14 protein-coding genes are annotated in these 14,467 nt (G+C 61.8%); 9 read left to right on the top strand and 5 right to left on the bottom strand.

What is annotated here, in order from left to right; genetic code table 11:
* The first annotated feature begins 145 nt into the window (after window positions 1-145).
* Window positions 146-1,792 (top strand): thiamine pyrophosphate-dependent enzyme, encoded by a 1,647-nt coding sequence (locus tag JOD50_RS02245; protein WP_204880244.1) that lies wholly within the window; start codon window positions 146-148, stop codon window positions 1,790-1,792.
* 182 nt (window positions 1,793-1,974) lie between these two features.
* On the opposite strand, the gene paaZ is transcribed toward JOD50_RS02245, so the two are convergent.
* From paaZ to JOD50_RS02265, 4 genes are all read right to left on the bottom strand, one after another.
* Window positions 1,975-4,098: a phenylacetic acid degradation bifunctional protein PaaZ gene (gene paaZ / locus JOD50_RS02250; protein WP_204880245.1), complete on the bottom strand. Its 2,124-nt coding sequence runs from the start codon at window positions 4,096-4,098 to the stop codon at window positions 1,975-1,977.
* A 220-nt stretch (window positions 4,099-4,318) separates the two neighbouring features.
* Entirely contained in the window at window positions 4,319-5,173 is an 855-nt protein-coding gene (locus tag JOD50_RS02255) for a 3-hydroxyacyl-CoA dehydrogenase family protein (RefSeq protein ID WP_109303148.1), read from the bottom strand.
* A 14-nt stretch (window positions 5,174-5,187) separates the two neighbouring features.
* Window positions 5,188-5,970: an enoyl-CoA hydratase/isomerase family protein gene (locus JOD50_RS02260; RefSeq protein ID WP_204880246.1), complete on the bottom strand. Its 783-nt coding sequence runs from the start codon at window positions 5,968-5,970 to the stop codon at window positions 5,188-5,190.
* Window positions 5,971-5,973: 3 nt separating this feature from the next.
* The gene (locus tag JOD50_RS02265; RefSeq protein ID WP_204880247.1) at window positions 5,974-7,203 is read right to left on the bottom strand and encodes a thiolase family protein; all 1,230 of its coding nucleotides are present in this window, start codon (window positions 7,201-7,203) and stop codon (window positions 5,974-5,976) included.
* Between the two features lie 210 nt (window positions 7,204-7,413).
* Here JOD50_RS02265 and JOD50_RS02270 point away from each other — a divergent pair, with 210 nt between their 5' ends.
* From JOD50_RS02270 to JOD50_RS02295, 6 genes are all read left to right on the top strand, one after another.
* Entirely contained in the window at window positions 7,414-8,700 is a 1,287-nt protein-coding gene (locus JOD50_RS02270; RefSeq protein WP_204880248.1) for a dicarboxylate/amino acid:cation symporter, read from the top strand.
* A gap of 28 nt (window positions 8,701-8,728) precedes the next feature.
* A complete protein-coding gene (locus JOD50_RS02275; RefSeq protein ID WP_204880249.1) occupies window positions 8,729-9,193 on the top strand; it encodes a PaaI family thioesterase in 465 nt (154 codons plus the stop codon).
* A gap of 11 nt (window positions 9,194-9,204) precedes the next feature.
* Complete coding sequence (locus tag JOD50_RS02280) at window positions 9,205-9,924, top strand: lysoplasmalogenase family protein (RefSeq protein ID WP_204880250.1); 720 nt, start codon at window positions 9,205-9,207, stop codon at window positions 9,922-9,924.
* A 71-nt stretch (window positions 9,925-9,995) separates the two neighbouring features.
* On the top strand, window positions 9,996-10,955 hold the full coding sequence (locus JOD50_RS02285) for a 1,4-dihydroxy-2-naphthoyl-CoA synthase (RefSeq protein WP_204880251.1): 960 nt from the start codon (window positions 9,996-9,998) through the stop codon (window positions 10,953-10,955).
* Window positions 10,918-12,216 (top strand): AMP-binding protein, encoded by a 1,299-nt coding sequence (locus JOD50_RS02290; RefSeq protein ID WP_338051972.1) that lies wholly within the window; start codon window positions 10,918-10,920, stop codon window positions 12,214-12,216. The genes JOD50_RS02285 and JOD50_RS02290 overlap by 38 nt, the downstream gene beginning before the upstream one ends.
* 51 nt (window positions 12,217-12,267) lie before the next feature.
* Window positions 12,268-13,161 carry a 1,4-dihydroxy-2-naphthoate polyprenyltransferase gene (locus JOD50_RS02295; protein ID WP_204880252.1) on the top strand — a complete coding sequence of 298 codons (894 nt, stop codon included), beginning with the start codon at window positions 12,268-12,270 and terminating at the stop codon, window positions 13,159-13,161.
* 77 nt (window positions 13,162-13,238) lie between these two features.
* On the opposite strand, the gene JOD50_RS02300 is transcribed toward JOD50_RS02295, so the two are convergent.
* Window positions 13,239-13,592: a hypothetical protein gene (locus JOD50_RS02300; protein WP_204880253.1), complete on the bottom strand. Its 354-nt coding sequence runs from the start codon at window positions 13,590-13,592 to the stop codon at window positions 13,239-13,241.
* A 61-nt stretch (window positions 13,593-13,653) separates the two neighbouring features.
* Between JOD50_RS02300 and JOD50_RS02305 the strand changes: the two genes are divergently transcribed.
* Together JOD50_RS02305 and JOD50_RS02310 are read left to right on the top strand one after the other, a co-directional pair.
* Window positions 13,654-14,127: a PLD nuclease N-terminal domain-containing protein gene (locus tag JOD50_RS02305; protein ID WP_204880254.1), complete on the top strand. Its 474-nt coding sequence runs from the start codon at window positions 13,654-13,656 to the stop codon at window positions 14,125-14,127.
* Window positions 14,124-14,423 carry a hypothetical protein gene (locus tag JOD50_RS02310; RefSeq protein WP_204880255.1) on the top strand — a complete coding sequence of 100 codons (300 nt, stop codon included), beginning with the start codon at window positions 14,124-14,126 and terminating at the stop codon, window positions 14,421-14,423. The genes JOD50_RS02305 and JOD50_RS02310 overlap by 4 nt, the downstream gene beginning before the upstream one ends.
* Window positions 14,424-14,467 lie beyond the last annotated feature (44 nt).

The raw sequence follows: 14,467 nt of genomic DNA on the forward strand, positions 1-14,467 counted from the left end.
CTTCATTAGAAATCTCTACAAGTTAAACCTCGTCACACTAGACACGATTTCAGCTTTTTGCGCCAAAACCTGCAAAAGTGTCTGTAACGCAAGAACCACCTGAGCCAAGTGGGCCGGTGGCAGTCACACCTAGTGGGAGGTCTCTATGTCTAAGCCGCAGGCAGTCGAACAATCTGCTGGCCACCTCATTGTTGAATCACTCAAGGCCCACGGCGTCAAGCGCACCTACGTGGTCCCGGGTGAAAGCTACCTCGACGTGCTCGATGGCCTCTACAACTCCGGCATCGAAAGCATCGTGTGCCGCCACGAAGGCGGCGCAACCTACATGGCTGAAGCCGAAGGCAAGCTGAACGACGTTCCTGGCGTAGCGATGGTGACGCGCGGCCCAGGTGCCGCTAACGCCCACGTCGGCCTGCACACCGCATGGCAGGACTCGACCCCGCTCGTGCTGTTCGTCGGTTTGATCCCGTTCCAGCACCGCGACCGCGAAGCGTTCCAGGAATTCGACCCTAAAGCGTGGTTCGGCACCGGCGCCAAGCGCGTCATGGTCCTCGACCACCCAGAGCGCGCATCCGAGATCGTAGCCGAGGCCATGTTCGCCGCGGTTTCAGGCCGACCTGGCCCCGTCGTCGTAGGCCTTCCGGAAGACGTGATCCGCGAAAAGGTCACCGTTCCAGTTCACCCGCCAATCCCGGTAGCGACCGGTGGCATGACCGTTGAAGACTGGAAGGCGCTCAAGTCTGCGCTGCTGGAGTCTGAGAAGCCACTGTTCGTGTTCGGCGGCAACGACTGGACCGACGAAGGCGCCAAGGCCTTCACCGCGTGGCTCGAAGACCACAAGCTCGCGGCCGCCGCTGAATGGCGCTGTGAGGGCCTCGTACCGTTCTCGTCCCCGTCCTACGTTGGACCGATCGGTTACGGCCGCCCACGCCCAACCTATGACCTCCTCGAAGAGACCGACTTGCTCGTGTTCGTCGGAACCGTGCCGGGCGACGTCATCACCGACGGCTTCAACATCCGTCAGAACTGGGAACAGAAGAACTTCATCGTCTCGATCGACCCATCGCTGCGCGGCCGCTCCGGCCCAGTGACCCACCAGATCGTCGCGAAGCCAGACACGTTCGTGCGCGACCTCGTCCGCATGGAGCTCGACGTCAAGCCAGAGTGGAAGGCCTTCACCGAGCGCATGCGCGGCGAGCAAGAGAAGTTCGCTACCCTGCCTGAGGCCTCGACCCGCAACGAACAGGCCACGATGGACGCCCTCATGGCCCACCTCGTACCTGCGCTGCCTGAGAACTCGATGGTGACCCTCGGCGCCGGCGAACACACCAACTGGGCACACCGCTACTTCCCTACCGAGTTCTACACCGCGATGATCTCGGCACGTAACGGCTCGATGGGCTACTCGATCCCATCCGCCGTGGCCGCGAAGCTCGACAAGCCAGAGCGCTTCGTTGTGACCATCGCGGGTGACGGCGAGTTCCTCATGAACGGCCAAGAGCTCGCAACCGCAGCCCAGTACGACGCCGCGATCCTCGTGGTCGTGATGGACAACGCCGAATACGGCACCATCCGCACCCACCAGGAACGCCAATACCCAGAGCGCGTCTCCGGAACCCAGCTCAAGAACCCGAACTTCGCGAAGATGGCGGACGCGTTCGGCGGCAAGGGCTTCCTCGTCGAAACCAACGACCAGCTTCCAGAAGCCGTCAAGGGTGCCGTAGAGACCGTTGAAGGCGGACAGTTCGCGCTGATCCACCTCAAGGTCCCACAGCGCCACAAGGCTTACTAAGCGGCGGAGCCGTCGCGGCATATTAAGCGGCGGAGCCGTCGCGCTTACTAAGCGACGCTGACGACGTGGGCCGGCCACCGTTACTGGTGGCCGGCCCACGTATTCAATCCGCGAAGGCTTAAACGTGTGAGGGGCGTGCCAGCTATGTAGCTGGCACGCCCCTCACACGTTTCTATGGAAGATTACTTCCAGTCTTTGTAGGTCGTGTTTTCCTTTTCAACCAGGGTCAGCACGTCGTAGGTTGCTACGATCTCGCCGTTCTGGTTGTGGAGCACGGCATCCCAGGCGACCTCGCCGTATTCGTCGGTCACGCGTGGGGTGATGCGCTTAGCGGTCAGGGTCACGCGAACCGAGTCATCGATGCCCACTGGGGTGATGAAGCGCAGGTTCTCGAGGCCGTAGTTCGCCAAGACTGGGCCCGGCTTTGGCTCCACGAACAGGCCAGCAGCCCAGGAAACCAGCAGGTAGCCGTGGGCGACGATGCCTGGGAAGAACGGGTTAGCTTCCGCGGCCTCGTCGTTGGTGTGTGCGTAGAAGGTGTCACCGGTCGTGTTAGCGAAGTCGGTGATCTCCTGGCGGGTAGCCTTGCGAAGGCCGGACGCGAAGCCGTCGCCCACACGCAGCTCGTTGAGCGGGATGCGGAATGGGTGGCGGTACTTATCCGAGCCACCGAACTCTGGGTCGCCAGCGAGGCGCTGCTCGGCGCCCGTGTGCCACACGCCGGTCACGGCCGTCAGCATGTCTGGGGAGCCCTGCAGTGCGGTGCGGGACATGTGGTGCTTGATAGCGCGAACGCCACCGAGCTCCTCGCCGCCACCGGCGCGGCCCGGGCCACCGTGGATCAGGTGTGGAACCGGGGAGCCGTGGCCGGTCGAGGTCTTCATGGTGTCGCGGTTCAGCACGTGCACGCGGCCGTGGTGGCCCGCGATGCCCTTAGAAACTTCCGCCACGACCTCTGGGTCGTTCGAGCACACGGTCGCAACCAGGGAGCCCTCGCCCATAGCGGCCAGGCGCACAGCGGACGCGGTGTCCTCGTACTCTGCGATCGAAGAAACCGGGCCGAAAGCCTCAACCGAGTGGAGCTCAGGGGTCTCGGCGTCCTCGAAATCGAGGATGACTGGCGACATGAACGCGCCGTCCTCAACCTTGCCGCCTTCGGCAACCAACGCATCGTCAGCGCTTTCCGGCGTACCGTAAGCGACCTTAGCGCCGGCATCGACGAGCTTCTGGACCGCGCCGCGCACGTCCTTGAGCTGATCCATCGAAACCAGCGCACCCATGCGGGTTTCCTCAACGCGTGGGTCACCGACCTTGCCGCGCTTATCCAGCTCGGCACCGAGCGCCTTCACAACAGCGCCCTTGAGGCCCTTCGGAACGAAGATGCGGCGAACCGCGGTGCACTTCTGGCCAGCCTTAGCGGTCATCTCAACCGCAACAGCCTTGACGAACGCCTCGAACTCTGGGGAGCCCTCGGTTGCGTCTGCGCCGAGGATCGCGGCGTTGAGCGAGTCGGTTTCCGCGGTGAAGCGGACACCGCCGCGGGTCACGTTCGGGTGCTCGCGCAGCGCGTGAGCCGTGCTTGCGGAACCCGTGAACGCGACGATGTCGCGGTAGTCGAGGTGATCGATCACGGTGCGCGCCGAACCCGTGATGAGCTGGAGCGAACCCTTCGGGAGCAGGCCCGAGTTGATCATCTGGCGCACGACCTCAACGGTCAGCTGAGCCGATGGGGTTGCTGGCTTAACGATGGTCGGCATGCCCGCAACGAAAGCCGGCGCGAACTTCTCGAGGAAGCCCCACACCGGGAAGTTGAACGCGTTGATCTGCACAACCACGCCCGGCAGAGCCTGCATGATGTGCGTACCGAGGAACGAGCCGTCACGCGAGAGAACCTCGACTGGGCCCTCTTCGATCACGTTCGAGTTAGGCAGCTCGCGGCGGCCCTTCGAAGAGAACGTGTAGAGCGTGCCGATACCGCCGTCGATATCGATCATGCCGTCACGAGCGGTAGCACCCGTCGTGAGGTTCAGGCGATCCATTTCTTCACGGTTGGCCTGCAGGTACTGGGCGAGCTGCTTCAGAATCAGTGCACGTTCGTGCAGCGTCAGCTCGGAGAGGTTCTTCTGCCCCACAGTGCGGGCATGGTTGATCATGGCTTCAAGGTCGAGGCCCTCAGCGGAAACGGAGCCAATGACCTCACCGGTCGATGCATCGTATACCGGGGTTCCCTTGGCGTCGCCAGCCGGGGTCCACCATTCGTCGCACGCGTAACTTGGCAGAACGTCGGTCACCGTGGAAGTGCTCATAAGGATGCAACATCCCTTTCCTGAACGATCGGTCAGTTTTCCTTACCAGACTACCAGCGCGCGAGGCGTACATCACTAAAAAGGCGAAACTTCTCTGCCGGCGCAAACTCGGCGCACTATCGGTGCAATAACGGCGTAAAACAACGATGCGGGCCCGGTTGGTACCGAACCCGCATCGTTGTCAGTTAGCTGTCAATAAGCGGTGCTTACCGCTTGCCGCTTACTTCTTGCTCCAGTCGTAGAAGCCCTTGCCGGACTTCATGCCGAGCTCGCCGCGCTCAACCATGTCTCGCATGATCTGCGGCGGAGCGAAGCGCTCACCCAGCGTCTCTTCGAGGTATTCAGCGATGCCAAGGCGCACATCGAGACCCACAATGTCGGTCGTCTTGAGCGGACCGGATGCGTGCCCGTAGCCAAGCACCATTGCGTTGTCGATGTCCTCAGCGGAAGCCACACCGGCCTCAACCATGCGCATCGCTTCAAGCGCCAAAGCCACACCGAGGCGGGAGGACGCAAAGCCTGGGGCATCCTTGACCACGACCGCGGTCTTGCCGAGGCCCTCAGTCCAGCCGCGTGCAGCGCCAACGAGCTCCTCGTCGGTCTGCTGGCCAACAACAACCTCGATCAGCTTGGACGCTGGAACCGGGTTGAAGAAGTGCAGACCGAGGAAGCGGCCCGGGCGGGACAGCTCCTTCGCGAGACCATCGATCGACAGCGAGGACGTGTTCGACGCCAACACGGCCGTTTCGTCCATGTTCTTCTCAGCGTCCTGGAGGGTCTGGACCTTGAGATCCCAGATCTCCGGAACAGCCTCAACCACAAGCTCGCGGCCTGCAAGATCAGCCTTGTCAGTGGAGACGCTGAACTTGCCCATCCAGTCCTCAACACTGCCCTCGAGGCCGCGGTCGATCGACTTCTGAACCGAGGTAGCGACGCGTTCGGTCGCCGCCTTGGCCGCATCGTCATTCGCTTCGATAACGATGACCTCGCTACCGGAGGTCAAGAAACCGTGCGCGATGCCGGCGCCCATGCGGCCGCCACCGATCACGCCAACTTTTGCTGGAAAATCGCTCATCTACGTTGCAACCTCTACTTCTTTTTCTTGCGATCAAGGAACGCTTGCATGCGGTCGAATTTCGCCTGTGACTCGAACAGGATCGCCTGCGCGAGCTCGTCGACGGCCGGGTGTGCGTCACGCGGCATCGAGAACACACGCTTGGAGATCCGGACCGCGAGCGGGTCTTGCTTGCCGATGCGGTCAGCGAGCGCGTGGGCGCCCGCCATGAGCTCGGATGGTTCGTGCAGTTCCGTCACGAGCTTGAGTTCGAGGGCTTCCTCAGCGTTGAGGATGCGGCCTGCGAGGATCAGCTCGAGCGCGGTTGGTTCACCTACGAGTTCCTTGAGACGCCACAAGGCACCCGCCGCAGCCGAGATGCCGAGGTTGGTTTCAGGCTGCCCCATCTTGACCTTAGGGGTCGCGATGCGGAAGTCGGCCGCGTAGGCGAGTTCGGCGCCGCCGCCGAGGGCGAAGCCATCGATCGCCGCGATGACCGGCATCGGGAGGCGGTGGATACGCGAGAAGATCTGCGAGTTGATACCCGCGAGCGCGTCTTCGCGGCGTCGTTCGCGCAACTGCGCGATGTCGGCCCCGGATGCGAAGATGCCCCGCTGGCCGGCTTCCTCGTTCGCCTCAACACCGGTGATGATGAGGATCTTCGGGGTGCGCTCGAGGTATCCGCACAGGGCGTGGAACTCGTCGACCATGGTTTGGTCGATCGCGTTGAGAACCTCTGGGCGGTTCATGCGTGCTACGACGCGGTCTTCGCTTTCGGTGATCTCAAGGGCTGTGAAGCCCGATGCGTCGAAGGCCATGGTTTAGACGGCCTCCACGATGATCGCCTGGCCCTGGCCTACACCGATGCACAGGGTCGCGAGGCCGAGCTTGCGGCCTTCGGTTTCGCCGAGTTCGCGGTCCATGCGGCCCAGGAGGGTGATGACGATGCGCGCACCCGAGGAGCCGAGTGGGTGGCCAAGTGCGATCGCGCCGCCGTCGCGGTTGACGATCTCCGGGTCGAGTCCGAGCTCGCGGACAGAAGCGAGCGACTGGCTTGCGAACGCTTCGTTGATCTCTACGGCCTTGATGTCGGAGATGTCGAGGCCGGCCTTTTCGAGTGCCTTGCGGGTCGACGGGACCGGGCCCATACCCATGATTTCTGGGGCGAGACCTGCGGCAGCGTTGGAGACGACGCGTGCGCGCGCCTTGAGGCCGTACTTCTTGACGGCTTCTTCGGAGGCCACGATGATCGCGGATGCACCGTCGTTGAGGGAGGATGCGTTACCTGCGGTCACGACTTCGCCGCCCTTGACGACTGGACGCAACTTGGCCAAAACCTCTGGGGTCGAGCCTGGGCGTGGGCCCTCGTCAGTGTCAACGATGGTTTCGTTGCCCTTGCGGTCAAACACGGAGACCGGAACGATCTCGTCCTTGAAGCGGCCGGCTTCGATAGCGGCGAGGGCCTTTTCGTGGGAGGACGCCGCGAAAGCGTCGGCGTCTTCGCGGGAGATGTTGTACTGGCGTGCAACCTCTTCCGCGGTTTCTGGCATGGAGTAAGTGAACTTGCCGTCGCGGGAGAGCTCACCGGAGAGGAACTTAGGGTTCGGGAAACGCCAACCGATCGAGGTGTCGTGAACCTTACCTGGGTTTGCGAATGCCTTGGCTGGCTTCTCCATGACCCATGGCGCGCGGGACATCGACTCAACACCACCGGCAACCACGATCTCGGCGTCGCCGGCCTTGATCATCTGAGTTGCCATCGCGATCGCGGACATGCCCGATGCGCACAGACGATTGACGGTGATGCCTGGCACGGAGTCTGGGTAGCCGTTGAGCAGCCACGCCATGCGTGCGACGTTGCGGTTCTCTTCGCCTGCACCGTTAGCGTTGCCGAGGATAACTTCGTCGACTACTTCTGGGCCGATGCCTGCACGCTCGATGGCTTCCTTGATGACGAGGGCCGCGAGGTCGTCTGGACGGACAGAGGACAGTGCGCCTCCGTAGCGTCCAACTGGAGTACGTACGCCGCCGACCAGCATCGCTTCAGTCATGGTTCTCCTTTAGTAGAGGTTCGCACCGGGGCGCGCGGATTCGCGGCCACGAAGCATATGGGTGTTTACCCCAGTGTTTCACGTGCCGCGGTGGAGCGGGAGATCTGTGACACATACCCCTAAATGTGAGTAGTCTTACTTTCAGTTATTACCGTCTTGCAATGAGTCATTACCTCTGAGTCATTTCGCCCCGATTATTGAGAAGGAATCATGTCTTTCTTCCGCCGCCTCCCCCTGCTTGCCTGGGTGCTGATCGCCATTGTCGCCAGCATCGCGCTGACGTTGCCTACCTATGGTGAGGGGGCCGACAAGGCCTCGATCATGCCGGGCTGGCTCGCTCGCGTTTTCATGACCTATAACTCTCTGTTCTCCGGGATCTTGACGTTTGCGATCCCGCTGATCATTTTGGGCTTGGTTTTGCCGGCTATTGCTGAGTTGGGTCGCGGTGCGGGCAAGCTTTTGGGTATGACGGCCGGGATCGCTTACGGTTCCACGATCGCTGCTGGCGTGTTGGCTTATGGCGTTGCGTATTCCGTGTTCCCGCTGTTCTTGGGTGGGAGTGCGCCAAACATCGGTGAGGCGAGTGCGGACATCAACCCGTATTTCGCGATCGTTCAGGAGGCTTCTGAGGAGCCTGCGGTCCCGGAGATCGTGCTACCGCCAGCTATTGAGGTTTTGCCGGCGCTGGTTTTGGCGTTCATTTTGGGTCTGGGGCTCACTGCGATCAAGTCGAACGCACTGTTCGATGCTGCGGTTGATTTCCGCAAGATTGTGGACAAGCTGATTCGCAACATCATCATCCCTGGTCTTCCGTTGTTCATTTTCGGTATTTTCATGGATCTGACGCTTTCGGGCGCTGTGGGCGATGTGGTCAGCAACTTCTTGCTGGTTGCTTTGGTTGCGCTGTTGTTGACGCTGGCGGTTTTGGTTCTTCAGTATCTGATCGCTGGTGCTGTTGCGGGGCGTCGTCCGTTGACGTCGCTGTGGAACATGCGTTCGGCATATGTGACGGCACTAGGTACGGCTTCGAGTGCTGCGACTATTCCGGTCACGATTGAGGCGGCTAAGAAGAACAAGGTTTCGGATCCGGTTCGTAACTTTGTGATTCCGTTGTGCGCAACCATCCACCTTTCGGGCTCGATGGTGAAGATCGTTCTGTTCTCGCTCGCGGTCATGATGCTGTCCGGCACGAATATCGCGTTCGGCCACTACTTGCCGTTCATCCTGATGCTGGGCGTCATGATGATTGCGGCTCCTGGTGTTCCTGGCGGCGCGATCGCTGCGGCTTCGGGCCTGTTGGGTTCGATGCTGGGCTTCAACGAGGCACAGATCGGCTTGATGTTCGCTACCTACATCGCTCTCGATTCCTTCGGCACGGCAGCGAATGTTACGGGTGATGGCGCTATTGCGATGGTTGTTGACCGTTTGGCTCGCAACCGCAAGAACGTGGAACCGGAAGAGGGCTTGGAAGAGCCGGAGTTCGTCGAAGAGAGCTAAGGCGTCTGCGCGGCCTAAACTAGGTTGCATGGCCTTGGAAGATTCTGAACACCGCGATTTGCACATCAACCGTACGGGTCTCGAGGTGCTACGCACCCAGATCAACGGCGAGATCACGCCGGCCCCGTTTAACCAATTGCTGGGGGTCCGCTTGGTTGATGCCCGCGAGGGCGCGGTGGAGCTGACGTGCCAGATGAAGCCGGAGTTTCTTAACAAGATCGGGTCGGGCCACGGCGGTTTCGTTTCGACCCTTTTGGATAACGCGTGCGGTATGGCCGCGGATACGGTGGCGCGGCCGGGGCATGCGTTCACGACGATGGATCTGCATGTGCGGATGCTTCGCCCTGTAACGCTGGCCTCTGGCCTGATGCGTGTTGTGGGCGAGGTAGAAAAATCCGGCCGCTCTGTCACAGTCACGACGGCCAAGTTGTACGCCGAGGACGGCACGTTGCTGGCCAGCGCAACGTCGAGCTTGTTCTCGCTGGACATCTAGGAGCTGTTCCCATGCCGGTTGTCGCCGTAGTGTGTTTGATCCTTGCCGGGGTTGCCGCGGTCGCGGACTGGATTCTGACTCCGCGCACCGAGGGCACGTGGCGTTGGCTCACGAAAGCGTCGGTGCCTGCATTGTTGACGGCGAGCGTGGTGTTGACAGGTTTGGAGCGTCCACATCCGGCGTGGGCTTCGACGCTTGTTGCGGGTGCTTTGTGTTTCGCTTTGTTGGGCGATCTTCTGCTGTTAGACCGTGGACGCTTCATGTATGGGGCGTTGGCGTTCGGGGCCGCGCAGGCTGTTTTGACGGTCACGTTGACGTGGCGTGCCTGGGCGGGCCCGGTTCAGCAGGGTGCTGAGCCGGGCATGCCCGAGGGCGGTTGGATCGGTTTGCTCCTCGCAGGCATCGTGGTGGTGGCTGGTTTCTTTGCCGTGGGTTCGCGGCTGATTCGGGCGGCGCATCGTGACCGTTTGATCGTGGTCACCACGGCCTATATTGCTTTGATTTCGATGATGGTGTTGGCTGCGTCGTTGCATGTTCGCCAGCCTGGTGGATGGTGGGTTATCGGTGCGGCGTTGCTGTTTTATGTTTCTGACGCGTTGCTGGGGTGGAAGCAGTTTGTGAGCCGGGACCAGGCTCATTCGGTTGCTGTGATGGTCACGTATCACTTGGCGTTGTTCGGCTTTACGTGGTGGGCGTTGTTGCAGTCCGGAGTAACAGCCGCGGTGATGTGACGCTGACGCAGCCCTGTGACGCTGGCCCAGTAACGCCGGGCTGGGTGTGCCGTGTCAACTAGACTGGGCGTGTGACTGCTCAAGATTCTGTTTTGCCTGAGAAGGTTTCTGACGTTTTCGACCCCACCGCGTGGCGCGTTGTTGAGGGTTTTGATTTCCAGGACATCACCTACCACCGCCAGGTTGAGCGGGACGCCAGCGGCGCCGTTGTGCGCGATCTGGGCGCGGTCCGCATCGCGTTTGACCGCCCCGAGGTGCGTAACGCGTTCCGCCCGGGGACGGTCGACGAGTTGTACCGGGCGTTGGATCACGCCCGTATGACGGGCGATGTGGGCACTGTGATCCTCACGGGTAACGGCCCGTCCCCTAAGGACGGCGGGCATTCGTTCTGCTCGGGTGGGGACCAGCGTATTCGTGGCCGTGATGGCTACCGTTATGCCGCGGGCGAGACGCGCGAGACGATCGACCCTGCCCGCGCCGGCCGTCTGCACATTCTTGAGGTTCAGCGCCTGATCCGCACGATGCCCAAGGTCGTTATCGCGGTCGTGAACGGTTGGGCTGCCGGTGGTGGGCACTCGCTGCATGTGGTCGCGGACTTGACGATCGCTTCTGCCGAGCACGGTAAGTTCAAGCAGACTGACGCGACGGTTGGCTCCTTCGACGCGGGTTACGGTTCGGCGCTGTTGGCTCGCCAGATTGGTCAGAAGAAGGCGCGTGAGATTTTCTTCTTGGCTCGCGAGTATTCGGCTCAGGACATGGTGGAGGCTGGCGCTGTCAACGCCGCGGTTCCGCATGCCGAGCTTGAGAAGGTCGCGCTCGAGTATGCGGCGGATGTCGCTCGCCAGTCCCCTCAGGCGATCCGCATGTTGAAGTTCGCGTTCAATGCGGTCGATGACGGCATCGCGGGCCAGCAGGTTTTCGCTGGCGAGGCTACGCGCCTTGCGTACATGACGGATGAGGCCGTTGAGGGCCGGGATGCGTTCCTTGAGAAGCGTGACCCGGACTGGTCAGCCCACCCGTACTACTTCTGATTCAGTGCATTCTGATTCGATGCTTTCTGATCCGGTGTCTGCATTGTCTGACAACGCGGGGTACGCGTTCGCTGATGCTGTTGCGGACGTGCGCACCCGGCTTACTGCCGCGCTAGAGGGCACGGGCCCTGCGGTTGAGATCGTCGAGGCACCCGCTGGCTCCGCTGACACACGCACGGAAGCGGGCATCCCGTTCGTGGTCGAGCATCCGGACGATGCGCCGGAGGGTACGGCAGCGGTGATTCGCACATCGGGGTCTACTGGGATGCCTAAGCGGACCGCTTTACCGGCTGATGCCCTTAAGGCTTCCGCGGCCGCAACCACTCAGCGGATCGGTACCGGCCATTGGTTGCTTGCGTTGCCTCTGCATTATGTTGCCGGCCTGGCCGTGGTTTCGCGGGCGGTGCTCGCGGGTAGCTCGCTGGTGACGATGGATCTGCGCTCGCGTTTCACGGCGGGAGCCTTTGCGGCGGCGACTGACAAACTCGCCACCAGCGCAGGCCACGGCACCGATTCGCCGCCAAGGCTGCTGACGTCCCTGGTTCCAACCCAGCTGACCCGCCTGTTGGAATCACCCCAGGGCGTTGAGGCGCTCAAACGTTACGCCGCGGTTCTGGTGGGCGGCAGCGCTACCCCACCGGCAACGCTCGAACGTGCCCGCGAGCTCTGCATCCCCATCGTGCTGACATACGGTTCGGCGGAGACCTGCGGGGGTTGCGTGTATGACGGCGAGCCGCTGCCGGGTGTTTCGATCTCGATCGATTCCGATGGCCGGGTCAGCTTGGGCGGCCCCCAGGTCGCTTCCGGCTACATCGGCGATCCCGAGCGTACCGAGCAGCATTTCGTGACGCACTTCCCCGACCCGCGCATGAATCACGCGCATCCGACCCGCTGGTACGTCACGGACGACCTCGGCACGCTCCTACCCAACGGTGTGCTTCGGATCCGCGGCCGCATCGATGACGTCATCAACACCGGCGGCGTCAAGGTGTCCGCGGCCCGCATCCTGGCGACCATAGAGACGATGCCGACGGTCCGCGAAGCCGTCGTGGTTCCGGTCCCCCACCCCGAGTGGGGACAGACCGTCGGTCTCATCTATGCCGGGGACGCAACCGAGGCCGACATCGCCGCCGAGGTCAAGGCGAACGTTTCAGCGGCCGCCGTTCCCCGCGTCGTGATCCGGGCTGGCGCGATCCCGCGGCTCAGCAACCACAAACCTGACCGGCAGACCGCGGTTGCTCGCTTGAGCACGCTAATCTAACTAGCGGGTTCATTTACCCGTAACGTCTTTTTAGAAAGGACCTCGTTCTTCGTGGCCACTGCCTCACAATGGATTTCTGGCGCTCGCCTGCGCACGCTCCCGATGGCCGTTTCGCCCGTGGTGGTGGGTGTTGCGGCGGGTTTCGCGGCTTCGGGTTCGGTCAAGTGGATTCCGGCCTTGCTTGCTCTGGTGGTTTCGCTGTTGCTGCAGATCGGGGTCAACTACGCGAACGACTATTCCGATGGCGTGCGCGGCACCGATGACAACCGTGTGGGTCCGTTCCGGCTCACTGGCTCCGCGGCGGCGAGCCCGCGGGCGGTCAAGTATGCCTCGTTCTTGTGCTTTGGCCTGGCGGCGGCGGCTGGCCTGGGTCTTGTGTGGATGACGCAGACGTGGGTCTTGCTGATTGTGGGTGCGCTCGCGATCGCTGCGGCGTGGGGTTACACGGGCGGTAAGAACCCGTACGGTTACCTCGGTTTGGGCGAGCTGTTCGTGTTTATTTTCTTTGGCCTTGTTGCCACGGTCGGCACGACCTACACCCAGTTGGGGCATTCGTCGGGGCATTCGTGGCTCGGTGCGATCTCTATTGGTTTGATCGCTACTGCCTTGTTGATGGTCAACAATATTCGTGACCTGCCAACCGACCGTGCTGCGGGCAAACGCACGCTCGCTGTGCGTGTTGGGGACCGCCCTGCGCGACTGATCTATGTTCTGATGATCGTGGTTGCGATCTTGGGGCCGGTGAGCCTCGGGTTTGTCACGAACACGTGGCTTTTCGTGGTGTTGTTGACGTTCGTGGTTGCGTTCAAACCGTGCGCCGCGGTGTTGACGGCGCAGGACCGCCGCGACCTCATCCCGGCGCTCGCGACCACAAGCCTTATTCAGGTGGTTTTCGCTGTACTGTTCTCGTTCGCGGTCGTGATCAATAAGCTTCTGCTGGCCTAGCGGTCCTCATAAGAGCGGCCGCCGCATCAACCGGGTTGGTTGAAGCGGCGGCCGTATCCGTTTAAGTGTGTACCGTTCTAGCGGTCTGCGAGGTCGGTGCTGTCAGCCTTGCCGTGACGGCCTGCTCCCTCTTGCGCGTCGAGGTAGGCGTCCTCGACGTCTTCGTCGCTCGGAGCTTCCGCTTTAGGGGCCTTCATGGCTTCGGTTTCGTTTTTGCGGCGGCTGAGTGCGCGGCGGAACTGCTGGCTGGCCTCAGCCTGCGCTTTGTTCATGAACAGGAACGTGACCGCGAACGAAACAACCGCGCCCACAATCACCGAGGCGATAGCGCCGCCGACTGGCCAACGGTTGAATGCGAAAAAGTAGTACACGAGCATGGCGACGCCGATCAGAATCACGCCGCGGATCAAACCCATCCAAAAAACCTTCACCGCACCAGTCTAACGGTGACCTGCGGAGGTGCCGTGCTGGCCGCAAACTAGAATGGACCGTATGCGTTGGCTCGTATTCATCGTTCCACTGGTTCTTGTTTTTATCCTGTACGCGTTGTTCAACGCGATCGGGACGTCTCAGCATCGCGTGCGTTCGCTCCCGAAGGGTGTGTGGATCGCCGCGATCATCGTGTTGCCGGTGGTTGGCGCGGTGCTGTGGTTGACCCTGGGTTCGGATAAGACTGCCCCGGCTGCCGCTCCCCGCGGCAAGGGCCCAGATGACGATGCGGCTTTCCTTGAACGCTTGAACCTTGAGCGGGACCGGAAGAAGATGCAGCAGGACGCGTTGCGCCGCGAAAAGGAGCTTGAGGCGCGGGAAGCCGCGTTGCGTGAACGTGAGCAGGCTGCTGAGCGTGACCGCCAGCGCGGCAACACCGGAGTTGGTAACCCTGACCGTGACATGTCAGGCCCTGGTCAGCGCGACAACGGCCTGCCAGGCGACGTTGAGGATTCCGATGGCGGTGAACGGCCATGATCGCGCCTACTGTGTTGTTCCCCTCTGTGTCGATGCCGTTCAACCCCACTCATTACGATGGTCCGGTCACCGATAGCCAGCCAACGTGGCTTCCGGTGATCCTGGGAACGGTGGGCGTTCTGGTTTTGATCGCGATTTTCGCGACGTTCATTGTGTGGCTCATGCGCGGTGACCGCCGCGATAAGGAAGCCGGGATGCACCTCGAGGAATCCCCGTTTTTCGAGACACGAGAGAATCCATACGAGGAACAGTTCCGCCGCAAAAACCAGAGCGACGAGAGCAAGCCAACCGATTAAGCATCTTGTGGCCCCACTCACCTCATGCTTTAATGCGTTTACCT

This window comes from Pseudoglutamicibacter cumminsii (assembly GCF_016907775.1).
In the GTDB taxonomy this organism is placed as follows: domain Bacteria; phylum Actinomycetota; class Actinomycetes; order Actinomycetales; family Micrococcaceae; genus Pseudoglutamicibacter; species Pseudoglutamicibacter cumminsii.